The following is a 21,835-nucleotide window of genomic DNA, read 5'->3' as shown; positions in this document are numbered from 1 at the left end:
TTATCCTTTTTGTTCTTTCTTGTTCTGGGGGGGCGGGGCCCCCCGTTGCCGGCGTAAACCCCCGCCCCCCGGGGGGGGGGGGGGGGGGGGGCCCGCCCCCCCCCCCCCCGCCCGTCGCCGGTTGATCTACCCGCCGGTAGCATCCTGTCCATGGCAGAGACGGCAGAGGCTGAGACCCAGCAGGTGGACGGCAGGCGGGCGGCGCGCGCGGAGCGCAGGGCGGCCCGGCTGGCCAAGCAGATCGGTGCCTTCGCGAAGGCGCACGGCGGTGCGGAGGGGCAGGTCGCCTACCTCGGGCAGATGGGCGCCCGCATCGTCCTGGTGGGCGAGGACGGCGAATGGGGCGACCTGGTCGCCCCCTCGTACGAGCTCGCCGAGAGCGCGGCGCGGAAGTCCGGGATCACGCTCCACGAGTCCTTCGACGGCGAGTTCGCGGCGAAGGTGCGCACGGGTCCGTACGAGTGGAGCCGGATGGCCGGAATCCAGATCGGCGGCCCGTCGAACGCGGCCTGAGAAGCCACGAACGGACCGGGGCTCCCACTCCGACGGCGTACAGCCGTGGAGCGGGAGCCCCGGTCCGTTGTGTGCGTGCCCGTGTCAGCCGGCCGCGGCGGGCTCCGCCTGCTCGACGGCCGGCGCCGGCACAGCGGCGACGGCCACCGGCCGCTCGCGCAGCGACAGCAGTACGCGTACGACCCCGATCCACACCAGGCACGAGCCGAGCATGTGCACGCCGACCAGGATCTCCGGCGTATCGGTGAAGTACTGCACGTAGCCCACGATCCCCTGGCTCATCAGGATCAGGAACAGCTCCCGGGTCCGGTGCAGCGGGCCGATCGGCGCGTCCACGGCCTTCAGGACGAACCAGAGGGCGACGGTCAGCGCCACCACGACCCAGGCCAGGTCCGCGTGCAGCTGGGTGACCAGCTTCCAGTCGAGCGGAATGCGGTGGACGTCGCTGGAGTCGCCCGCGTGCCGCCCGGCGCCCGTGACCACCGTGCCCACGGCGATCAGGAGCCCCGCCGCGACGGCCAGCAGCCGGGCCAGCTGCGCGACCGCCTTGCCGACCAGCGGACGCGGCGCCTCGTCGCCCTCCCGGATCCGCTGCCAGGTCGTCAGGGCGACCGTGAGCAGCGCGGTGGAGAGGAGGAAGTGCGCGGCCACGGTGTACGGGTTCAGCCCGACCAGCACGACGATGCCGCCGAGAACCGCGTTGCCCATCACGATCCAGAACTGGACCCAGCCGAGCCGGGTGACGCCGCGTCGCCAGGGCTTCGCGGAACGCGCCGCGATGATCGCCCAGCCGACGGCGGCGCACAGCACGTACGTGAGCATCCGGTTGCCGAACTCGATGGCGCCGTGGAAGCCCATCGCGCTCGTCGCCGTCAGGCTCTCGTCCGTGCACTTCGGCCAGGTGGGGCAGCCGAGGCCGGAGCCGGTCAGCCGGACGGCGCCGCCGGTCACGACGATGACGACGGCCATCACGACCGCGGACATGGCCGCGCGGCGCACCGTCCGCGGCTCGGGCGTCCAGCGCTCGGCGATGTACTGGAGCGGATTGCGCAGGGCTTGAGCGACTTCGGCTCGGGTCAGCTTGGGCACGCGCACCATGGTAGGACGCCGCTTGTGCAAGCTTTCACGAGGGGGACGAGTTACGCGTAACGGCGACGGAGTGCGTCCATCGGCTCACTCCCAGCGGAAGAACCGGGCCGCCGCGCCGAGCCCCAGGACCGTCCAGACCGCGAGGATGCCGAGGTCGCCCCACGGCATTCCGGCGCCGTGCTGGAGGACGTCCCGCAGCCCGTCCGAGAGGGCCGAGATCGGCAGCAGGCCCAGCACCGACTGGACCGCGTCCGGGAACTTCTCCAGTGGCACGATCACCCCGCCGCCCACCAGGAGCAGCAGGAAGACGAGGTTCGCCGCGGCGAGCGTCGCCTCCGCCTTGAGCGTCCCGGCCATCAGCAGCCCGAGCCCGGAGAAGGCGGCGGTGCCCAGCACCAAAAGCAGCAGCACCGCGAACGGGCTGCCGTGCGGCGACCAGCCGAGCGCGAAGGCGATCACCGTCAGCAGGACCACCTGAAGGACCTCGGTGACCAGCACGGACAGGGTCTTCGCGGTCATCAGCGCCCAGCGGGGCAGCGGTGAGGCGCCGAGCCGCTTGAGCACCCCGTAGCGCCGCTCGAAGCCGGTGGCGATGGCCTGGCCGGTGAACGCGGTCGACATGACGGCCAGGGCCAGCACGCCGGGCGTCAGGAAGTCGACCGGCTCGCCCGCGCCGGTGTCCACGATGTCCACGGAGCTGAACAGCACGAGCAGCAGCGTCGGGATGACCACGGTCAGCAGCAGCTGCTCGCCGTTGCGCAGCAGCATCCGCGTCTCCAGCGCGGTCTGCGCGGCGATCATGCGCGGCAGCGGGGCGGCGCCCGGCCGGGGGGTGTACGTACCGGCGCTCATGCGCGCAGCTCCTTGCCGGTCAGTTCGAGGAAGACGTCCTCCAGGGTGTGGCGTTCGACGGAGATGCCGGAGGGCATCACGCCGTGCTGCGCGCACCAGGAGGTGACGGTGGCCAGCAGCTGCGGGTCGATGTCGCCCGTGATGCGGTACGTGCCGGAGCTCAGCTCGTCCGCCTGCGTGCCGTCGGGCAGCGCCTTGAGCAGCGAGCCGAGGTCGAGCCCGGGGCGGCCGGTGAAGCGCAGGGTGTTCTCGGCGCCGCCCCGGCACAGGGCCTCGGGGGAGCCCTGGGCGACGATCCGACCGGCGTCGATGACGGCGACCTCGTCGGCCAGCTCCTCCGCCTCGTCCATGAAGTGGGTGGTGAGCACGACGCTCACCCCGTCGGCGCGCAGCTCCCGGACCAGGTCCCAGGTGGAGCGGCGGGCCTGTGGGTCGAGCCCGGCGGTGGGCTCGTCCAGGAAGACCAGCTCGGGCCGGCCGACGACCGCCATGGCCAGGGCGAGCCGCTGCTGCTGGCCGCCGGAGAGCCTGCGGTAGGAGGTCCGGCCGCAGGAGCCGAGACCGAGGCGTTCGATCAGGGCGTCCACGTCGAGCGGGTGGGCGTGCAGCTTGGCCATGTGGCGGAGCATCTCGTCGGCGCGGGCGCCGGAGTAGATCCCGCCGGACTGGAGCATCACGCCGATCCGGGGGCGCAGCCGCGCCGCGTCGGCGACGGGGTCGAGGCCGAGGACCCGGACGGTCCCGCCGTCGGGGCGGCGGTAACCCTCGCAGGTCTCGATGGTGGTGGTCTTGCCGGCGCCGTTGGGGCCGAGCACGGCGGTGACCGTGCCGGCCGGGATCTCCAGGTCGAGGCCGTCCACCGCGGTCTTGTCGCCGTACCGCTTCACCAGGCCGCTGATCCGGACGGCCGGGCGGGGCTCGCTGTTCATGGCGAATGAGTCTAGGCAGCCGTCCGCCGCTCCCCGGCCCCGGGGCTTGATTAGGTAACCCTAAGTGATGGAAGGCACCATTGATCGTTTCGGACCGTGGTTGTCACGGCCGGAGGAATTACGCAACAATGGCGTTGTGAAATACGCGGGCGAGGCTCCTCAGGAGGAACTCGCGACCGGTGAGCGCTCGACGCGCAACCGCGTCGCGCGGTCCATCCTGGACCACGGCCCGTCCACCGTCGCGGAGCTGGCGAAGCGGCTGGGGCTCACCCAGGCCGCCGTGCGCCGCCATCTCGACGCGCTCGCCTGCGACGGCGTGGTCGAGGCCCGCGAGCAGCGGGTGTACGGCGCGCGGACCCGGGGCCGTCCGGCCAAGGTGTTCGCCCTCACCGACTGCGGCCGGGACGCCTTCGACCAGTCCTACGACACGCTCGCCGCGGACGCCCTGCGCTGGATCGCCGAGACCGCGGGCGACGAAGCGGTCATGGCGTTCGCCCGGGCCAGGACCGCCGAGCAGTCGGCGGCCTACCGCGCGGCGATCGAGGCCGCGGACCCCGAGGCCCGTACGGAGGCGCTGGCCAAGGCGCTGTCCGCCGACGGGTACGCTGCTACGGCGCGCAGCGCGCCGGGCCCGCAGCAGGGTGAGCAGCTGTGCCAGCACCACTGCCCGGTCGCGCACGTCGCCGAGCAGTACCCGCAGCTGTGCGAGGCGGAGACGGAGATCTTCTCCAGCCTCCTGGGGACCCATGTGCAGCGTCTGGCCACCATCGCCCACGGCGACGGGGTGTGCACGACGTACATTCCGCGCAGCGGACACCCCACCCCACAGACCACCGATTCAGCATCTGCAAGCACGGCCGGGAGGAACCCCGCATGACGCTCCCCACGGAGACTGCCCACCCTGAGCTCGAGGGCCTGGGCACGTACGAATTCGGCTGGGCCGACTCCGACGAGGCAGGCGCGGCGGCCAAGCGCGGCCTCTCCGAGGCTGTCGTCCGCGACATCTCGGAGAAGAAGAACGAGCCGGACTGGATGCTGAAGCTGCGGCTCAAGGGCCTCCGGCTCTTCGACAAGAAGCCGATGCCGAACTGGGGCTCGGACCTGTCGGGCATCGACTTCGACAACATCAAGTACTTCGTCCGTTCCACGGAGAAGCAGGCCGCGTCCTGGGACGACCTGCCCGAGGACATCAAGAACACCTACGACAAGCTCGGCATCCCGGAGGCGGAGAAGCAGCGCCTGGTCGCCGGTGTCGCCGCGCAGTACGAGTCCGAGGTCGTCTACCACCAGATCCGCGAGGACCTGGAGGAGCAGGGCGTCATCTTCGTCGACACCGACACCGCGCTGAAGGAGCACGAGGAGCTCTTCAAGGAGTACTTCGGCACCGTCATCCCGGTCGGCGACAACAAGTTCGCGTCGCTGAACACGGCCGTGTGGTCCGGCGGCTCCTTCATCTACGTTCCCAAGGGTGTCCACGTGGACATCCCGCTCCAGGCCTACTTCCGTATCAACACGGAGAACATGGGCCAGTTCGAGCGGACGCTGATCATCGTGGACGAGGACGCCTACGTCCACTACGTCGAGGGCTGCACCGCCCCGATCTACTCCTCCGACTCGCTGCACTCCGCGGTGGTCGAGATCATCGTGAAGAAGGGCGGCCGCTGCCGCTACACGACGATCCAGAACTGGTCGAACAACGTCTACAACCTGGTCACCAAGCGCGCCGTGGCCTACGAGGGCGCGACCATGGAGTGGGTCGACGGCAACATCGGCTCCAAGGTCACCATGAAGTACCCGGCCGTCTACCTGATGGGCGAGCACGCCAAGGGCGAGACCCTGTCCATCGCCTTCGCGGGCGAGGGCCAGCACCAGGACGCCGGCGCCAAGATGGTCCACATGGCCCCGAACACCTCGTCCAACATCGTCTCCAAGTCGGTGGCGCGAGGCGGCGGCCGCACCTCCTACCGCGGCCTGATCGAGATCGGCGAGGGCGCGCCGGGCGCGAAGTCCAACGTCCTCTGCGACGCGCTGCTCGTGGACACGATCTCCCGGTCCGACACCTACCCGTACGTCGACGTCCGCGAGGACGACGTGTCGATGGGCCACGAGGCGACCGTCTCCAAGGTCTCCGAGGACCAGCTCTTCTACCTGATGAGCCGCGGCATGACCGAGTTCGAGGCCATGGCGATGATCGTGCGCGGCTTCGTCGAGCCGATCGCGAAGGAGCTCCCGATGGAGTACGCCCTGGAGCTCAACCGGCTGATCGAGCTGCAGATGGAGGGTTCGGTCGGCTGATTCGCCGCCGAACACGTCCTCGAAGAGTTCTTGACTGAGAAAGCGAGCACTACGACAGCCATGGCTGAGGCTCAGAACATCCCTGCGGGGTCCACCACCGCCGGTTCCATCGCGGTGGCCGCGGAGTCGACCGTCGCCACGCGCATGAGCGCACCCCCGTCCTTCGACGTAGCGGACTTCCCGGTCCCGCACGGCCGTGAGGAGGAGTGGCGGTTCACCCCGCTGGAGCGGCTGCGCGGCCTGCACGACGGCACCGCCGCCGCCACCGGCGGCGGTGTGAAGGTCGCCGTCGAGGCCCCCGCGGGCGTCGTGGTCGAAACCGTCGGCCGCGACGACGCCCGGCTGGGCAAGGCCGGCAAGCCGGTCGACCGGGTGGCCGCGCAGGCGTACTCCTCCTTCGAGCAGGCGCACGTCGTCACGGTGCCCAAGGAGGCCGTGCTGACCGAGCCGATCCGGATCGCCGTGCACGGCGAGGGCGGCGTCGCCTACGGCCACCAGGTCGTGGAGCTGGGCGCCTTCGCGGAGGCCGTCGTCGTCATCGACCACACCGGTGACGCGGTGCTCGCCGCCAATGTCGACTACGTCCTGGGCGACGGCGCCAAGCTGACCGTCGTCTCCGTGCAGGACTGGGACGAGAGCGCGGTCCACGTCGGCCAGCACAACGCGCTGGTCGGCCGGGACGCCTCCTTCAAGTCCGTCGTCGTCACCTTCGGCGGCGACGTGGTCCGGCTGCACCCCCGGGTCGCCTACGCGGGCACCGGCGGCGAGGCGGAGCTGTTCGGGCTGTACTTCACCGACAAGGGCCAGCACCAGGAGCACCGCCTCCTGGTCGACCACAACACCCCGCACTGCAAGTCGAACGTGGCCTACAAGGGCGCCCTCCAGGGCGACGACGCGCACGCGGTGTGGATCGGCGACGTGCTCATCCAGGCCGCCGCCGAGGGCACCGACACCTACGAGATGAACCGCAACCTGGTCCTCACGGACGGCGCGCGGGTCGACTCCGTGCCGAACCTGGAGATCGAGACCGGCGAGATCGTCGGCGCCGGCCACGCCTCCGCGACCGGCCGCTTCGACGACGAGCAGCTGTTCTACCTCCAGTCGCGCGGCATCCCGGCCGAGGAGGCCCGCCGCCTCGTCGTGCGCGGCTTCTTCGCCGAGCTGGTCCAGCAGATCGGTCTGCCGGACGTCGAGGCCCGGCTGCTCGACAAGATCGAGGCCGAGCTGGAGGCGTCGGTCTGATGGCCTTCGTCAAAGCCTGTGCGCTGAGCGAGCTGGAGGACGACACCCCCAAGCGGGTGGAGCTCGACGGCACGCCGGTCTCCGTCGTCCGCACCGAGGGCGAGGTGTTCGCGATCAACGACATCTGCTCGCACGCGAACGTCTCGCTGTCCGAGGGCGAGGTCGAGGACTGTTCGATCGAGTGCTGGCTGCACGGATCGAGCTTCGACCTCCGCACCGGCAAGCCGTCCGGCCTTCCCGCGACGCGCCCCGTCCCCGTATACCCCGTCAAGATCGAAGGGGACGATGTGCTCGTCTCCGTCACCCAGGAGTCCTGAGTCACCCATGGCAACGCTTGAAATCCGCGACCTGCACGTCTCCGTCGAGGCCGACAACGCCACGAAGGAGATCCTCAAGGGCGTCGACCTGACCGTGAAGCAGGGCGAGACCCACGCCATCATGGGCCCCAACGGGTCCGGCAAGTCCACCCTCGCGTACTCCCTCGCGGGCCACCCCAAGTACACGATCACCAGCGGCACGGTGACCCTGGACGGCGAGGACGTCCTGGAGATGTCCGTGGACGAGCGGGCCCGCGCCGGCCTGTTCCTCGCCATGCAGTACCCGGTCGAGATCCCCGGCGTCTCGGTCTCCAACTTCCTGCGTACCTCCGCCACCGCCGTCCGCGGCGAGGCGCCCAAGCTGCGTACCTGGGTCAAGGAGGTCAAGGAGACGATGGCGCAGCTCCAGATGGACCCGGCCTTCGCCGAGCGCAACGTCAACGAGGGCTTCTCCGGCGGTGAGAAGAAGCGCCACGAGATCCTTCAGCTGGAGCTCCTGAAGCCGAAGGTCGCCATCCTGGACGAGACCGACTCCGGTCTGGACGTCGACGCCCTGCGCATCGTCTCCGAGGGCGTCAACCGGGTCCGCGAGACCGGCGAGGTCGGCACCCTGCTGATCACGCACTACACCCGGATCCTCCGGTACATCAAGCCCGACTTCGTGCACGTGTTCGCCAACGGCCGGATCGCCGAGTCCGGCGGCGCCGAGCTGGCCGACAAGCTGGAGAACGAGGGCTACGAGGCATACGTGAAGGGTGGCGCTGCCGCGTGACACATCTGCCGGGCCTCCTCGACACCGAGGCGATCCGCAAGGACTTCCCCCTCCTGGACCGCACGGTCCACGACGGCAAGAAGATCGTGTACCTGGACAGCGCGGCGACCTCGCAGAAGCCGCGCCAGGTCCTCGACGCCCTGAACGAGTACTACGAGCGGCACAACGCCAACGTGCACCGCGGGGTGTACACGATCGCGGAGGAGGCCACGGCGCTGTACGAGGGCGCCCGTGACAAGGTCGCCGCCTTCATCAACGCGCCCAGCCGCGACGAGGTCATCTTCACGAAGAACGCCTCGGAGTCGCTGAACCTCGTGGCCAACATGCTCGGCTGGGCCGACGAGCCCTACCGGGTCGACCACGAGACCGAGATCGTCACCACGGAGATGGAGCACCACTCCAACATCGTTCCCTGGCAGCTGCTCTCGCAGCGCACGGGCGCGAAGCTGAAGTGGTTCGGCATCACCGACGACGGCCGGCTCGACCTGTCCAACATCGACGAGATCATCACCGAGAAGACGAAGATCGTCTCCTTCACGCTGGTCTCGAACATCATGGGCACGCACAACCCGGTCGAGCAGATCGTCCGCCGCGCCCAGGAGGTCGGTGCGCTCGTCTGCGTCGACGCCTCCCAGGCGGCCCCGCACATGGTGCTCGACGTGCAGGCGCTCCAGGCCGACTTCGTGGCCTTCACGGGTCACAAGATGGTCGGTCCGACCGGCATCGGCGTGCTCTGGGGACGGCAGGAACTCCTGGAGGACCTGCCTCCGTTCCTGGGCGGCGGCGAGATGATCGAGACCGTCTCGATGCACTCCTCGACCTACGCGCCGGCGCCGCACAAGTTCGAGGCCGGTACGCCCCCGATCGCCCAGGCCGTCGGCCTCGGCGCGGCCGTGGACTACCTCTCGGCGATCGGCATGGAGAACATCCACCGCCACGAGCAGGCCATCACCGCCTACGCGGTGAAGCGCCTCCTCGAGGTGCCGGACCTGCGGATCATCGGCCCGGCCACCGCGGAGGACCGCGGCGCGACGATCTCCTTCACTCTCGGCGACATCCATCCGCACGACGTGGGGCAGGTGCTGGACGAACAGGGCATCGCGGTCCGGGTCGGTCACCACTGCGCCCGCCCGGTCTGCCTGCGGTACGGAATTCCTGCGACGACGCGAGCGTCGTTCTATCTGTACTCCACGCCCGCCGAGGTCGACGCCCTGGTGGACGGGCTGGAACACGTCCGGAACTTTTTCGCCTAGACGCGGCTGGGGATTGACTCGTGAAGCTGGATTCCATGTACCAGGAAGTGATCCTGGACCACTACAAGCACCCGCACGGGCGCGGTCTGCGGGACGGCGACGCCGAGGTGCACCACGTCAATCCGACGTGTGGTGACGAGATCACGCTGCGGGTGCGGTACGACGGCGAGACCATCGCCGACGTGAGCTACGAGGGCCAGGGCTGCTCCATCAGCCAGGCCAGCGCCTCCGTGCTGAACGAGCTGCTGGTCGGCAAGGAACTGGGCGAGGCGCAGAAGATCCAGGCCGCGTTCCTGGAACTGATGCAGTCGAAGGGGCAGCTGGAGCCCGACGACGCGATGGAGGAGGTGCTGGAGGACGCCGTCGCGTTCGCCGGTGTCTCCAAGTACCCGGCCCGGGTGAAATGCGCGCTGCTGAGCTGGATGGCGTGGAAGGACGCGACGGCGCAGGCGCTGTCCGAAGGGAAGACCGCATGAGCGACAACGAGACCGTGACGACCAAGCCCGCCTCCGAGGAGGAGGTCCGCGAAGCGCTGTACGACGTGGTCGACCCCGAGCTGGGCATCGACGTCGTCAACCTGGGGCTGATCTACGGCATCCACATCGACGACGCCAACATCGCCACCCTCGACATGACCCTGACGTCCGCGGCCTGTCCGCTGACCGATGTCATCGAGGACCAGGCGAAGTCCGCGACGGACGGCATCGTCAACGAGCTCCGGATCAACTGGGTCTGGATGCCGCCGTGGGGCCCCGACAAGATCACGGACGACGGCCGCGAGCAGCTGCGCGCGCTCGGCTTCAACGTCTGAGCGTCCGCGCACGACGCGTACGGCCTGAGAACGGCCCCGGCTTCCGCCGGGGCCGTTTCGGCGTTGTGGGCGCGGGGGCCGCCGGGCAGACTGTCGCCCATGGCCCTTCGCTTCCACCAACTCGCCGTCGACGCCCACGACCTGCCCGCCCAGGCGCGCTTCTGGTGTGCCGCCCTGGACTGGCGGGTGCTCTACGAGGACGAGGACGAGATCGTCATCGGCGCCGGCGAGAGCGCGCTGCCCGGCATCTGCTTCCTTCCCGTGCCCGAGGACAAGGCGGTCAAGAACCGGCTGCACATCGACCTCTCCCCGGACGACCAGGCCGCCGAGGTCGAGCGGCTGATCGGGCTCGGTGCCCGGCGCATCGAGGTCGGCCAGCCGTCGGACGTGACGTGGGTGGTGCTGGCCGATCCCGAGGGCAACGAGTTCTGCGTACTGCGTCCCAAGAAGACGCTGACCGACTAGGGCGCGTACGGCGGGGGTACGGCGGCGGCCTCGGTGAGGACCGGGGCCAGGTTCTCGGTGCGGATGCGCCGGTCCACGTACAGCAGGCCCGTCACCAGCGGCGGGAACACGGCGACGACCAGCTGGCCCACGAGCTGGCCGAGCACCGCCAGGACCAGGTAGCCGCCGAGAGCGGTGATGATCGCGGCCGGGTGCGTGGTGTCGTCCACGGTGGTGGAGCCCAGTGCGCCGGTGAACATGCCGAGGAGGTTGAACGGCAGCTGGATGATGTAGCTCACCGCGGAGGCGATGAGGCCCGCGAGGAGCATCATGCCGAAGATCCGCCACCAGTCGCCGCGCACCAGCAGGGCCGAGCGGCGGAGCGAGGCCATGGGGCCCTGGTTCTCGAAGACGGCGGCCGAGGGGGCGAGCGACATCCGCACCCAGAGCCAGAGGACCAGCGGGATGAAGGCGAGGAAGCAGACCGCGCCCACGACGATCAGCGTCACCGCGCTCCCGCCGCCGTCCGTGGCGACCGCGGCGATGATGCCCGCGGTGAGCGCGCCCACCGCCAGCACCATCGGCACCATCGTGATCAGCCCGGTCAGCAGGAGCGTGCCGATCACCGCGGGCGTCCGGGCCCAGGCCCGTCGCCAGACCGCGGAGAACGTCGTGGGCCTGCCCAGCACCGCTTCCTGGAGGACCGCCGGCACCGCCGCGTAGACCACGGCCGAGGCGATCACCATCGCGAGGAGCCCGAGCAGCGCGACCACGCCGAACGCCACGAGCACCGGGACCACGTCCCCCGAGGCGGCGCTCTCGCCCTCGTCCAGCTCGAACAGCCGGTCGAGATGGTCCGAGACCGCCCCGTAGGCGACGGCGACCGCCGCGCCCACCACGACCAGCGCCCCGCCGTACAGCGCCGCGCCCACCGCGAAGAGCTGCTTGCCGTAGCGGCCCAGCGTCGAGAACGCGCCGTTGAATATGTCCCCGAGCTTCAACGGCCCCAGGGGTATGACCCCCGGCTTCGGCGGCATCCAGCCCCCGCCTTCCCAGCCGCCCCACCCTGCGTCCTGCGCCACCGCTGTTCCCGCCCGTCTGTTCGATCGTGCACTGAACGGACCACGGTAGCGGCAAGGTGTTGCGTACACTTGTACACATGGGATACGGACTGCTCGCCGCGGCCATCGCGGCGGAGGTGGCGGGGACGACCGCCATGAAGTACAGCGAGGGATTCACCCGGCTCTGGCCCTCCCTGATCACCGTCGCGGGATATCTGCTGGCCTTCTCGCTGCTCGCCCAGACCCTCAAGACCCTGTCCGTCGGCACCGCCTACGCGATCTGGGCGGGCGTCGGCACCGCGGCCGTGGCGCTCATCGGGATGTTCTTCCTCGGGGAGTCCGCCAGTCCGCTCAAGGCACTCGGCGTGCTGCTGGTCATCGCCGGTGTGGTGGTGCTCAACCTGGGCGGGGCGCACTGATGGCACGGCGCTACGACCCCGAGCGGCGCGACCGGATCATCGACGCGGCGATCCGGGTGGTCGGCGAACGGGGCATCGCGGGGCTGAGCCACCGTTCCGTCGCCGCCGAGGCGGATGTGCCGCTGGGGTCGACCACGTACCACTTCGCCTCGCTGGACGAACTGCTGATCGCCGCCCTGCGCCGGACCAACGAGAACTTCGCCGCCGTCCTGCGCGAGAGCCCCGCCCTCGCCGACCCGGAGGCGGACCTCGCCGCCGAACTCGCCCGGCTGCTCGGGGAGTTCTTCGCGGGCGGGCGCGGCCGGGCCGAGCTGGAGTACGAGCTGTATCTCGCCGCCGTGCGCAGGCCCGCGCTGCGCCCGGTCGCCGCCGAGTGGACCGACGGCGTGAGCGCGCTGCTCCGCCCCCGCACGGACCCGGCCACCGCGCGCGCCCTGGTCGCCCTGATGGACGGCATCTGCATCCAGGTGCTGCTCACGGGCGGCGCCTACGACGAGACGTACGCGCGCGAGATGCTGGGGCGGGTCGCGGGCTGAGCGGGGCCGTCAGCGGCCGGCCGCGCCCCGCGCCGCCGCCAGGGCCGTGCGCACGCTGTCCTCGATGTCGGTGACCGGATACTGCACGTCGCGGACCGTGCGGTCCCGGTCCACCACCAGGGTCAGCCGCTTGGCGCGGACGACCCCGCCGGCGCGGAACGTCGGCAGTCGCAGCGCGGCGGTCAGCTCCAGGTCGGCGTCGGACAGGAGCGGGAAGCGCAGGTGCTCCGCCTCGGCGAACGCGGCCTGCTCGTCGGGGCGTTGCGTGGAGACGCCGTGCACGCTCGCGCCCGCCGCCGTGAAGTCGGCCAGCCGGTCGCGGTAGGTGCACGATTCGAGCGTGCAGCCGCGGGCGCCGGGGATGCCGGACCAGCCCGGGGGATAGGACTCCCGGCGGGCGTAGGCACCGGGGAAGAAGTACAGGACGGTGTACGGGGTGGCGGCGACCGGGTCCCGGCGGTCGCCGTCCGCGCCCGGCAGGGTCAGCTCCGGCACACGCGTCCCGCGCAGCGCGTGCACGCGTGCGGCCTCCCGCGAGGACTCCTCCGTGGTCGCCATCGTCTCCCCGTCTCCCATCACCCAGGCGTCGCCCCAGTCCTGGAGCGCGATCAGTACCGGCAGCAGGGCGCGGCCGCGCGGGGTCAGCCGGTACTCGTACCGCGCCGGCCGCTCCTGGTACGGCTCCCGGGAGAGCACGCCCGCGTCGACCAGCAGTCGAAGCCGTTCCGTCAGGACCTTGCGCGAGACGCCCAGTTCGCGCTGGAGGGCGTCGAACCGGTGCACGCCGCGCGCCGTGTCCCGCACGATCAGCAGGGTCCACCAGTCCCCGACCACGTCGAGCGCCTGTGCGATGGCGCAGTCGGCGTCGGCCTGGCTGACGCGCTGGGGCATGCGGCCTCCTCGTGGTCCGGGACTGCCATTCAACTCCATCGAGCCGCGTTGACCTGCGGAATCCATGCTGCCATAGTCAGTTCCCAAAAGGAACTCACTGGCTTGGCTGCTGGTGTTCCGCCGGTTCGCGCTGGGGAGGGTGTTCGGATGGGGATGCTGAGGGGTGTGCCGCGCACGGTGCGGCTGCTGGCCTTCGGGGCGTTCTTCAACGCCGTGGTGAGCTTCACCTTCGTCTACCTCTTCGTCTATCTGACGGGTCCGCGCGGGCTCTCCGTCGCGCAGGCCGGGCTGCTCACCGGCATCGGCGGCATCGGTCTGGTCGCGGGGAACTTCACCGGCGGCTGGTTCGGGGACCGCTACGGGCACCGCCGGATGCTGCTGCTCGGCGCCTGCGTGAGCGGTGCGGTGCTCGTGGCCCTCCCCCTGCTGCCGCTCGCCGCGCTGTACGCCGCGCTGCCGCTCGCCCAGTACGCGAGCGGCGTCGTGCGCGCCGCGAACTCCGCACTGGTCGCCGTCTCCGTCCCGGAGGGCGCCCGGCGCCAGAGCTTCGCCCTGACCCGCTTCGCCTCCAACGGCGGCTTCACCCTCGGACCGCCCGCCGGAGCGCTGATCGCCGCCCGCTTCTCGTACGACTGGCTGTTCCTGATCGACGGCGTGGGCACCCTGCTCTTCGCCTGCTACGCGGCCCGCATCCTCCCCGCCCGGGGCACCGCGCACTCCCGCCCCGCGCCCCCGCCGACCGGCGCCCCGGGACTGTGGCGCGAACTGCTGGCCCGGCCCGCGGTGCCGGTCCTGCTCGCCGCGATCGTCTGCGTGGACGTCGTCTACCGCCAGCAGTACTCCACCCTGCCCGTCTTCCTCGCGGACCACGGCCACGGCACCGCGTTCTACGGCTGGCTCATCGCCGTCAACGGCGGGGTCATCCTCTGCCTGGAACTGCCCGCCGCCCACGCCCTGCGCGCCCGCGCCCCGCTGGGCATCATCGGCGCCGGACTGCTGCTGGTCGCGGCCGGGTACGCGGTGCTGATCCCGGGCGCCGGGGCCGGGTACGCCGTCCTGATGATGGTCTCCCTCACCCTCGGCGAGATCCTGTACAAGACCCCCGCCACGGCCTACGTCGCCGACCAGGCACCCGCCCACGCGCAGGGCCGCTTCCAGAGCCTGTACGCCGGAGCCTCGATCAGCGGCCAGGTCCTGGCCCCGCCCCTCGGCGGCGCCCTCTACGCCACCGCGCCCGCACTGCTCTGGCCCGCCTGCGCGGTCCTCGCCTGTGCGGCTGGGTGCGCGGTGCTCGCGGCCCGGCGGCTGTCCGTGCCGGCCGGGGCGGTGGTGGCCGAGGGGCCCGGCCCCGTGGCGCGTCGCCCGGACGCTGGGACGGGTTCGCCCGCGCGCCCCCGGTCCGGTTAGGTTTCTGGTCATGACCGACACGACTTCCCCCCGTACCACCGGCGCCGTCGCCGCCGGCCTCGCCACCATCGCCGGCGACGGCTCCGTCCTCGACACCTGGTTCCCCGCCCCCGAGCTCACCGCCGAGCCCGGCCCCGCCGGAACCGAGCGGCTCGGCCCCGACCAGGCCGTCAACCTGCTCGGCGAGGGCGCCGCCAAGGCCATCGGCGTCGACGCCCGCCGCGGGGTCGAGGTCGTCGCCGTGCGCACGGTCATCGGTTCGCTGGACGACAAGCCGCTCGACGCCCACGACGTCTACCTGCGCCTGCACCTGCTCTCGCACCGCCTGGTCCAGCCGCACGGGCAGAACCTGGACGGCATCTTCGGCCACCTCGCCAACGTCGCCTGGACTTCGCTCGGCCCGGTCGCCGTGGACGACCTGGAGAAGGTGCGGCTCAACGCCCGCGCCGAGGGCCTGCACCTCCAGGTCACCTCCGTCGACAAGTTCCCGCGCATGACGGACTACGTGGCGCCGAAGGGCGTGCGGATCGCCGACGCGGACCGGGTGCGCCTCGGCGCCCACCTCGCCTCCGGCACGACCGTGATGCACGAGGGCTTCGTCAACTTCAACGCCGGCACGCTCGGCACGTCCATGGTCGAGGGCCGCATCTCCGCCGGGGTCGTCATCGGTGACGGTTCGGACATCGGCGGCGGGGCCTCCACGATGGGCACGCTCTCCGGCGGCGGCAAGGAGCGCATCGTGATCGGCGAGCGCTGCCTGGTCGGCGCGGAGGCCGGGGTCGGCATCGCGCTCGGCGACGAGTGCGTGGTCGAGGCCGGTCTGTACGTCACCGCAGGCACCCGGGTCACCATGCCGGACGGCCAGGTGGTCAAGGCCCGCGAGCTCTCCGGCGCCTCGCACATCCTCTTCCGCCGCAACTCGGTCACCGGAGCCGTCGAGGCCCGCCCGAACAACGCGGTCTGGGACGGCCTCAACGACGTCCTGCACAGCAACGACTAAGCAGCCACGAGGAGTTCCTCGTACGCCGCACGCAGCCCGTCGGACGCCTCGCGCCCGGCGGGCTGCAGCGGTTCGCGGACCGGGCCCGCGGCCAGCAGCGCCTTCGCGGTCACCGTGCCGGGCAGCCCGGACGCCATCATCAGCGCCGTCAGCGGGGCGAGCCGCGCGTTCAGCCGGGCGGCCCCCGCGGTGTCCCCGGCGTCGAACGCGTCCAGCACCGCCCGCATCCGCCCCGGCACCACGTTGGCGACCGTGCTGACGTACCCGGAGCCGCCCACCGCGTACAGCGGCAGGTTCAGCTCCTCGCAGCCCGAGTAGTAGGCGAGCCCGCCGGACGCGATCACCCGGGTCGCCGTCAGCAGGTCCTGCGAGCAGTCCTTCACGGCCACGATGTGCGGGTGTTCCGCGAGCCTGAGCATGGTCTCCGGCTCGATGCGGGTGCCGGTGCGGCCGGGGATGTCGTACAGCATCACCGGCAGGCCCGCCGCGTCCGCGACCCGCCGGAAGTGCGCCTCCACCGCCGCCTGCGGGGGCCTGCTGTAGTACGGGGTCACCACCAGGAGCCCGTCCGCGCCCGCCCGTTCCGCCTGGTGCGCCAGCTCGACCGTGTGCCGGGTGTCCGCGGTGCCGACGCCCGCCACCAGGGGGACGTCCGGGCCGACCGCGTCGCGTACCGCGCGCAGCAGCTCCGCCTTCTCGGCGTCGGAGGTGGTCGGGGACTCGCCGGTCGTGCCACTGAGCACCAGCCCGTCGCAGCCGCCCGCGACCAGCGCGGCGGCGTGCGCGGCGGCGGCCTCCCGGTCGAGGGAGCCGTCGGCGGTGAAGGGCGTGATCATGGCACAGAGGGCGCGGCCGAAGGGGCGCGGGCGGGCAGCGGCGGAAGGCGTCATGTCCGCAGTCTCGGCCCGCCGGACCGTGAAGGTCCACTTAGATCTGCTGCGGGTGAAGGTGAAGCAACACTCAAGTGTGCGGTCCGGCCCGTGCGGCGCGGGCGTCCGGCGCGCTTCAGAGGGCGAGCACGGCGGGCAGGTCGGAGCGGATGGCGGTACGCAGACGCACGCCCCGGATTCCGGCACGGGCGTCCCGGCGCGGTGCGGGCCGGTCCGGGCCGCCGGACCGCGTGACCGCATTCCGGTCGGCGCGCGGCGAAATGCGTCTAGGCTTGGGGCGTGTTCCGGGACTGCGGCCCCTGCCGGGCGGCGCGGAACACGTTCTGAGCCCCGGTCCCGCATCCGGCCCGGCGACCGGCACCCCGTACGTTCCGAGGAGACCCCCTGATGTCCGCAGAGCGCCCGACCCTGCCGCCGGTCCGGCTGCACACCGAGGCCGAGCTGGCACGGGACGCGCTGGCCGCGCCGCTGCTCGCCCGTGCCGCACGGCTCGCCCGCTGGGCCGGCCCGGACACCAGGGTCGGCGCCGGCGGTGAACTGGTCGACGCGCAACTGCCCGCCGCCGCCGAACTCCTCGGCCTCACCCCGGACGAGGACGGCGCGGCCGAGGCCAGCGAGGCGTGGCGGCTCGCCGTCGACACCGGACTCGTCGACATCGAGGACCCCGCCGGGGAGACGGGCGACCCGGACGACGCCTTCGCCGGGGAGGACGGCTTCGGTGAGGACGAGGAGACCGGGTCCGGGGACGAGGAGCCGGCCGGGACCGTCACGCCCGGCGAGAACCTGGCGCTGCTGACCGGCGGTTCACCCGCGGACGTCCTCGCGATCTGGCTCGACGGCCTGGAGGCCGCGTACGCCGACGCCACCGCGCCCGCCTTCGACGACTTCGCGGACCTCATCGGCGAGGACGGCTCGGTCGACTTCGACGCGCTCGACTGGGACCCGGAGACCGAGACGGAGTTCCTGGACGGCGTCCTCGGCAACCTCTACCTGCTCACCGTCGGCGAAGGGGCGGACGGGGCGCCCGTGCCGCTGCCCGCCCTCGCCGCCTCGATGATCGTCCCCGACGACATGGGCGAGCCCACCGACGACATCCTGGAGCAGGTCTCGGACGCGATGATGCGGCTGGACGACCAGTTCCGGGTCCTCGAACCGATCGGCATCGTCGAGTACCAGCCGGTGGACGAGGCGCTGCTGGTCGAGGAGGGCGAGGACGCGCTGTCCCCGGGCGACGAGGAGGACGTCACCCGTTACGGCATGGTCCGGCTGACCCCGCTCGGTCTCTACGGCATCCGCGCCCGCATGCTGGACGCCGGGGTGGACGCCCCGGCGATCGGCGACCTCGCGGACAAGGGCGCCGACGCGCTCCTCGGCGGCGTCGCCCACTACCCGGAGGCCGCGGCCCGCGCCGAGATCCAGCTGTGGCTCACCCGCCGCGGCCCGGACGGCGCCGCCGCCGAGCTGCTGGAGGCCGCACGGGGCACGGACGAGCTGGGTCCGCTGCGCCGCCTGCACTGCCAGCAGGCGCTCGCCCTGGTCGGCGCCGAGGCGGAGCCCGCCGTGCGCGCGGTGCTGGACGACCCGGAACTCGGCGGCCTGGCCCGGGTCTGGCTCGCCGAGCGCGGCGCGGAGAGCGTCCCGGCGCCCTCCGAGGAGATGATCTTCTGGCTCGCCATCGACACGATCGCCGCCCAGCTGGAGGCCGCCGGCGACCTCGAAGAGCTCCAGGGCCTGGTCGAGGGCCTGTCCGGCCAGCACAGCGGCTTCTTCGAGGAGGCGTGGCGCGTCGACCACCCGGCCACGGCGGACGTCCTGGAGGCGATGGGGCGGCTGCACAGCGACAAGAAGCAGGCCAAGGACGCCCGCAAGGCCGCGTTCAAGGCGCGCTCGCGCGGCGGTTCGGCCGACTGAGCGGGCGTACCACGACGGGGCGCGGGGCGACCGAAGTTCACCGAACGGGTCGCCCCGAAGTCGTCGCCGGTTCAACTGGTGTTGGGGAACGGACGGAACGGTGAGCCCGTCAACAGCACGCCCCCGCAGCACCAGGAGTACGTGATGGCCTTCACGCGCAGGGAATTCACCAGACAGTCCGCCCTCACCGGCGCCGGCATCGCCCTCACCGGAACCGTCGCCGCGCTGGCCACCGCGCCCGGCGCCCTCGCCGCCGAGGACCCGGCCCACGGCCACGGCCACGGCCACGACGACCACGGCCACGGCGGCCACGGTCACGACCGCGAGCCCGGCTACGGCCCGCTGCGCTCCGACCCGAAGGGCATACTCGCGCTGCCCGCCGGGTTCTCGTACCGGATCATCACGCACTGCGGGGTCACCAAGCTGGAGAGCGGTGAGTACACCCCGTCCAACCACGACGGCACGGCCGCCTTCGAGGGCCCGCGCGGGGTGACCCTCCTGGTCAACAACCACGAGCTGAGCGGCACCCGGGCCGGCTGGGAGCACCCCGTGCCCCTCACCGACGGCCTGGTCTACGACCCGGTCGCGGCGGGCGGCTGCACCGTCGTGGAGACCCGCCGCGACGGACGCACCGCCGAGTGGGTCGGCATCGCCGGCACCTCGACCAACTGCGCGGGCGGCGCCACTCCCTGGGACACCTGGCTCACCTGCGAGGAGACCGAGGACAAGGCCGGCAAGAACGGTCTCCTGAAGGACCACGGCTACGTCTTCGAGGTCGACCCGTACGACAAGCGCGCCAACCGTTCGCCGCGCCCGATCAAGGCGTTCGGCCGGTACGCGCACGAGGCGGTCGTCATCGACCCCAAGCAGGGCCACGCCTACCTCACCGAGGACGCGTCGGGCCCCAACGGGCTGTTCTACCGCTGGGTGCCGCCGCAGGGCTTCCGGCACGGCCGGGGCAAGCTGCGCACCCTGGCCGACGACGCGGGCGTACTCCAGGCGTTCAAGTGCTTCGACAAGAACGGCACGTTCGTCGACGACCTCTCGCGGGCCACGAAGACCGGCACGGTGTACGGCGTGGACTGGGTGGACGTGCCGGACCGCGACGCCAAGTCCGTCTCGGTGCGCAAGCAGTTCGCGGCCGGCCAGGTCACCCGCGCCCGCAAGCTGGAGGGCATGTGGTGGGCCGACGGCGGCGCGTACGTCGTGTCCTCCTTCGCCCGTGACGAGAGCCCCGTCCAGCACGACGGCCAGGTGTGGTTCTACGACCCGAAGCGCCGCACGCTGACCCTGAAGGTGCTCCTGGGCGTCAACCCGGACCCGTCGAAGGACGGCGCGTTCGACGGCCCGGACAACATCACCGTCTCGCCGCACGGCGGGCTGGTCATCGCGGAGGACGGCGAGGGGGTCCAGCACCTCTTCGGGGCCACCGAGAGCGGCCGCACGTACCCGATCGCGCGCAACGAGCTGAACATCGGCAGCGAGGAGGAGCCGGAGTACAGCGAGTTCACAGGGGTCACGTTCTCGCCGGACGGGCGCACGCTGTTCGCCAACATCCAGACCCCGGGGATCATGGTCGCGATCACCGGCCCGTGGAAGCGGCAGCCCAACCGTTAGCCGCGGGGCATGGCGTCGGGCTCCGCGGGGGCGCATACTCGACCTTAATGAAACAGTCAGCCGGCTCCCGGCGCCACCTGCCGTCCAGTCCCTTCAACCGCCCGGCCCAGGCGGCCCCACCGGTCGAATTGTTCGACGTGGGTGACCGGGTCTCGCACGACCAGTTCGGTCTCGGGCGCGTCCTCGCCGTCGAGGGCGACAACGACGCGGTGCTCATCGACTTCGCGGGCCGCCAGGGCCGCATCATGAGCCCGTACTCCAAGCTCACCAAGCTCTGAGGCCGTCACAGGGGCCGTCCGCCGGCCGCGCGGACGGCCCCTGAGCCATGCCGGGGTGCTACAGCGCCTGGGCGGCGGGCTTGACCATGCCCCGGACGGTCCGCGACTTCACGAAGTCGCCCATCGCGGTCATCTCCCACTCGCCGGAGAACTGCTTGATCAGCTTGGCCATCATCACGCCGGTCTGCGGCTCGGCCCCGGTCAGGTCGAAGCGGACCAGCTCCTCGTCCGTCGCGGCGTCCACCAGCCGGCAGTACGCCTTGGCGACCTCGGTGAACTTCTGGCCCGTGAACGAGTTGACCGTGAACACCAGGCCGGTCGCCTCGGCGGGGATCTGCCCCAGGTCGACGGTGATCACCTCGTCGTCCCCCGCGCCCTCACCGGTGAGGTTGTCCCCGGAGTGCTTGATCGCGCCGTTCAGGATGGAGAGCTTGCCGAAGTAGCAGCTGTCCAGGTGGTTGCGCTGCGGCCCGTACGCGATGACCGAGGCGTCCAGGTCGATGTCCTTGCCCCGGAAGGCGGGCTCCCAGCCGAGGCCCATCTTGACCCGGGAGAGCAGCGGGCGCCCCGCCTTGACCAGCGAGACCGTCTCGTTCTTCCGGAGGCTGACCCGGCCCTTGTCCAGGTTGATCCGGCCGGGCGCGGCCGGTGCGGAGGCGGCCGGGGGCGCGGGGGCGGCGACCGGTGCCGGGGGCGCGGGGGTGGTGACCGCCGGGGGAGCGGGTGCGGCGGCGGGCTCCTCGACGGTGACGCCGAAGTCCGTGGCGATGCCGGCCAGGCCGTTCGCGTAACCCTGGCCGACCGCGCGGACCTTCCAGGCGCCGCCGCGCCGGTAGACCTCCATGATCACGAGCGCGGTCTCGGCGCCCAGCTGGGGCGGGGTGAAGGAGGCGATCACGGAGCCGTCGTCCGCGTTGCGCACGGTGGCGGTCGGCTCGACGCCCTGGAAGGTCCGGCCGGCCTCGTCCGGGCTCGCGGTGACGACGATCTTCTCGATGCCGGCGGGCACCGCCGCGGTGTCCACGACGACGGCGTCCGGGGCGGTCCCGCCGCCGGAGCGGTAGCTCACGCCGGGGCCCGCGGGCTGGTTGTAGAAGATGAAGTCGTCGTCGGAGCGCACCTTGCCGTCGGCGGTGAGCAGCAGGCCCGAGACGTCGAGCCGCACGGGCGCGGCGACGTCCACCGCCACGCGGACGGCGTTGAGCGGGAGGTTCGAGCCGGGTGTCATTGCGGTCATGTCCGGATGAACGAACGACCCGGCTTTGCCGTTCCCTTACCTTCCGAGGGCTTCGCCCGTACGGCGGAATT

The 21,835-nt window shown here is 71.7% G+C and carries 24 protein-coding genes; 17 read left to right on the top strand and 7 right to left on the bottom strand.

Going from position 1 to position 21,835, the window contains the following annotated elements; all coding sequences use genetic code 11:
• Positions 1-150 precede the first annotated feature (150 nt).
• Positions 151-513 (top strand): hypothetical protein, encoded by a 363-nt coding sequence (locus tag AB0L33_RS28805; protein WP_365686079.1) that lies wholly within the window; start codon positions 151-153, stop codon positions 511-513.
• Between the two features lie 84 nt (positions 514-597).
• Here the strand turns inward: AB0L33_RS28805 and AB0L33_RS28800 are convergent, their stop codons facing one another.
• The 3 genes from AB0L33_RS28800 to AB0L33_RS28790 form a co-directional block, all read right to left on the bottom strand.
• Entirely contained in the window at positions 598-1,611 is a 1,014-nt protein-coding gene (locus AB0L33_RS28800) for a COX15/CtaA family protein (RefSeq protein ID WP_365686077.1), read from the bottom strand.
• Positions 1,612-1,686: 75 nt separating this feature from the next.
• Complete coding sequence (locus AB0L33_RS28795; protein WP_365686075.1) at positions 1,687-2,454, bottom strand: ABC transporter permease; 768 nt, start codon at positions 2,452-2,454, stop codon at positions 1,687-1,689.
• Positions 2,451-3,383 carry an ABC transporter ATP-binding protein gene (locus tag AB0L33_RS28790; protein ID WP_365686073.1) on the bottom strand — a complete coding sequence of 311 codons (933 nt, stop codon included), beginning with the start codon at positions 3,381-3,383 and terminating at the stop codon, positions 2,451-2,453. Before AB0L33_RS28790 ends, AB0L33_RS28795 begins: the two co-directional genes overlap by 4 nt.
• Positions 3,384-3,519: 136 nt before the next feature.
• Here AB0L33_RS28790 and AB0L33_RS28785 point away from each other — a divergent pair, with 136 nt between their 5' ends.
• The 9 genes from AB0L33_RS28785 (at position 3,520) to AB0L33_RS28745 (ending at position 10,538) form a co-directional block, all read left to right on the top strand.
• Positions 3,520-4,260 carry a metalloregulator ArsR/SmtB family transcription factor gene (locus tag AB0L33_RS28785; protein WP_018104621.1) on the top strand — a complete coding sequence of 247 codons (741 nt, stop codon included), beginning with the start codon at positions 3,520-3,522 and terminating at the stop codon, positions 4,258-4,260.
• Positions 4,257-5,678: a Fe-S cluster assembly protein SufB gene (gene sufB, locus AB0L33_RS28780; RefSeq protein ID WP_365686071.1), complete on the top strand. Its 1,422-nt coding sequence runs from the start codon at positions 4,257-4,259 to the stop codon at positions 5,676-5,678. Before AB0L33_RS28785 ends, sufB begins: the two co-directional genes overlap by 4 nt.
• A 60-nt stretch (positions 5,679-5,738) precedes the next feature.
• On the top strand, positions 5,739-6,920 hold the full coding sequence (gene sufD, locus AB0L33_RS28775) for a Fe-S cluster assembly protein SufD (protein WP_365686069.1): 1,182 nt from the start codon (positions 5,739-5,741) through the stop codon (positions 6,918-6,920).
• Positions 6,920-7,237 (top strand): bifunctional 3-phenylpropionate/cinnamic acid dioxygenase ferredoxin subunit, encoded by a 318-nt coding sequence (locus AB0L33_RS28770; protein WP_018555702.1) that lies wholly within the window; start codon positions 6,920-6,922, stop codon positions 7,235-7,237. The genes sufD and AB0L33_RS28770 overlap by 1 nt, the downstream gene beginning before the upstream one ends.
• Before the next feature lie 7 nt (positions 7,238-7,244).
• Positions 7,245-8,009 (top strand): Fe-S cluster assembly ATPase SufC, encoded by a 765-nt coding sequence (gene sufC, locus AB0L33_RS28765; RefSeq protein WP_073968339.1) that lies wholly within the window; start codon positions 7,245-7,247, stop codon positions 8,007-8,009.
• Positions 8,006-9,262 carry a cysteine desulfurase gene (locus tag AB0L33_RS28760; protein ID WP_365686067.1) on the top strand — a complete coding sequence of 419 codons (1,257 nt, stop codon included), beginning with the start codon at positions 8,006-8,008 and terminating at the stop codon, positions 9,260-9,262. Before sufC ends, AB0L33_RS28760 begins: the two co-directional genes overlap by 4 nt.
• Before the next feature lie 20 nt (positions 9,263-9,282).
• A complete protein-coding gene (sufU, locus tag AB0L33_RS28755) occupies positions 9,283-9,738 on the top strand; it encodes a Fe-S cluster assembly sulfur transfer protein SufU (RefSeq protein WP_073968341.1) in 456 nt (151 codons plus the stop codon).
• Positions 9,735-10,073, top strand: coding sequence for a metal-sulfur cluster assembly factor (locus tag AB0L33_RS28750; protein WP_018104628.1), 339 nt, complete (start codon positions 9,735-9,737; stop codon positions 10,071-10,073). The genes sufU and AB0L33_RS28750 overlap by 4 nt, the downstream gene beginning before the upstream one ends.
• A gap of 99 nt (positions 10,074-10,172) precedes the next feature.
• The gene (locus AB0L33_RS28745) at positions 10,173-10,538 is read left to right on the top strand and encodes a VOC family protein (RefSeq protein ID WP_365686065.1); all 366 of its coding nucleotides are present in this window, start codon (positions 10,173-10,175) and stop codon (positions 10,536-10,538) included.
• Here the strand turns inward: AB0L33_RS28745 and AB0L33_RS28740 are convergent.
• Positions 10,535-11,554, bottom strand: coding sequence for a hypothetical protein (locus AB0L33_RS28740; protein WP_365686090.1), 1,020 nt, complete (start codon positions 11,552-11,554; stop codon positions 10,535-10,537). The two genes, AB0L33_RS28745 and AB0L33_RS28740, sit on opposite strands and share 4 nt — an antisense overlap.
• A 122-nt stretch (positions 11,555-11,676) precedes the next feature.
• Here AB0L33_RS28740 and AB0L33_RS28735 point away from each other — a divergent pair, with 122 nt between their 5' ends.
• Together AB0L33_RS28735 and AB0L33_RS28730 are read left to right on the top strand one after the other, a co-directional pair.
• Positions 11,677-11,997, top strand: a complete 321-nt coding sequence (locus tag AB0L33_RS28735; protein ID WP_073968343.1) for a multidrug efflux SMR transporter — start codon at positions 11,677-11,679, stop codon at positions 11,995-11,997.
• Positions 11,997-12,533, top strand: coding sequence for a TetR family transcriptional regulator (locus tag AB0L33_RS28730; protein ID WP_365686063.1), 537 nt, complete (start codon positions 11,997-11,999; stop codon positions 12,531-12,533). Before AB0L33_RS28735 ends, AB0L33_RS28730 begins: the two co-directional genes overlap by 1 nt.
• Positions 12,534-12,542: 9 nt before the next feature.
• Here the strand turns inward: AB0L33_RS28730 and AB0L33_RS28725 are convergent, their stop codons facing one another.
• The gene (locus AB0L33_RS28725; protein ID WP_365686061.1) at positions 12,543-13,424 is read right to left on the bottom strand and encodes a winged helix-turn-helix transcriptional regulator; all 882 of its coding nucleotides are present in this window, start codon (positions 13,422-13,424) and stop codon (positions 12,543-12,545) included.
• 147 nt (positions 13,425-13,571) lie between these two features.
• Here AB0L33_RS28725 and AB0L33_RS28720 point away from each other — a divergent pair, with 147 nt between their 5' ends.
• Entirely contained in the window at positions 13,572-14,831 is a 1,260-nt protein-coding gene (locus tag AB0L33_RS28720; protein WP_365686059.1) for an MFS transporter, read from the top strand.
• A gap of 10 nt (positions 14,832-14,841) precedes the next feature.
• Positions 14,842-15,831, top strand: coding sequence for a 2,3,4,5-tetrahydropyridine-2,6-dicarboxylate N-succinyltransferase (dapD, locus tag AB0L33_RS28715; protein ID WP_365686057.1), 990 nt, complete (start codon positions 14,842-14,844; stop codon positions 15,829-15,831).
• Here dapD and dapA read toward each other — a convergent pair.
• Entirely contained in the window at positions 15,828-16,721 is an 894-nt protein-coding gene (gene dapA, locus AB0L33_RS28710) for a 4-hydroxy-tetrahydrodipicolinate synthase (protein ID WP_365686055.1), read from the bottom strand. The two genes, dapD and dapA, sit on opposite strands and share 4 nt — an antisense overlap.
• A gap of 387 nt (positions 16,722-17,108) precedes the next feature.
• On the opposite strand from dapA, the gene AB0L33_RS28705 reads away from it, so the two are divergent.
• The 3 genes from AB0L33_RS28705 (at position 17,109) to AB0L33_RS28695 (ending at position 20,527) form a co-directional block, all read left to right on the top strand.
• Positions 17,109-18,632, top strand: a complete 1,524-nt coding sequence (locus AB0L33_RS28705; RefSeq protein WP_365686053.1) for a hypothetical protein — start codon at positions 17,109-17,111, stop codon at positions 18,630-18,632.
• A 144-nt stretch (positions 18,633-18,776) separates the two neighbouring features.
• On the top strand, positions 18,777-20,249 hold the full coding sequence (locus AB0L33_RS28700; RefSeq protein WP_365686051.1) for an alkaline phosphatase PhoX: 1,473 nt from the start codon (positions 18,777-18,779) through the stop codon (positions 20,247-20,249).
• A gap of 47 nt (positions 20,250-20,296) precedes the next feature.
• Positions 20,297-20,527 carry a CarD family transcriptional regulator gene (locus AB0L33_RS28695; RefSeq protein WP_018104640.1) on the top strand — a complete coding sequence of 77 codons (231 nt, stop codon included), beginning with the start codon at positions 20,297-20,299 and terminating at the stop codon, positions 20,525-20,527.
• 58 nt (positions 20,528-20,585) lie between these two features.
• Here AB0L33_RS28695 and AB0L33_RS28690 read toward each other — a convergent pair whose 3' ends face one another.
• Positions 20,586-21,764, bottom strand: coding sequence for a TerD family protein (locus AB0L33_RS28690; protein WP_365686049.1), 1,179 nt, complete (start codon positions 21,762-21,764; stop codon positions 20,586-20,588).
• Positions 21,765-21,835: the final 71 nt, after the last annotated feature.

Source organism: Streptomyces sp. NPDC052299, assembly GCF_040679335.1.
GTDB lineage: Bacteria > Actinomycetota > Actinomycetes > Streptomycetales > Streptomycetaceae > Streptomyces.
The sequence above is the reverse complement of the archived record's forward strand: the minus strand, read 5'-3'. Positions and strand labels throughout refer to the sequence as shown.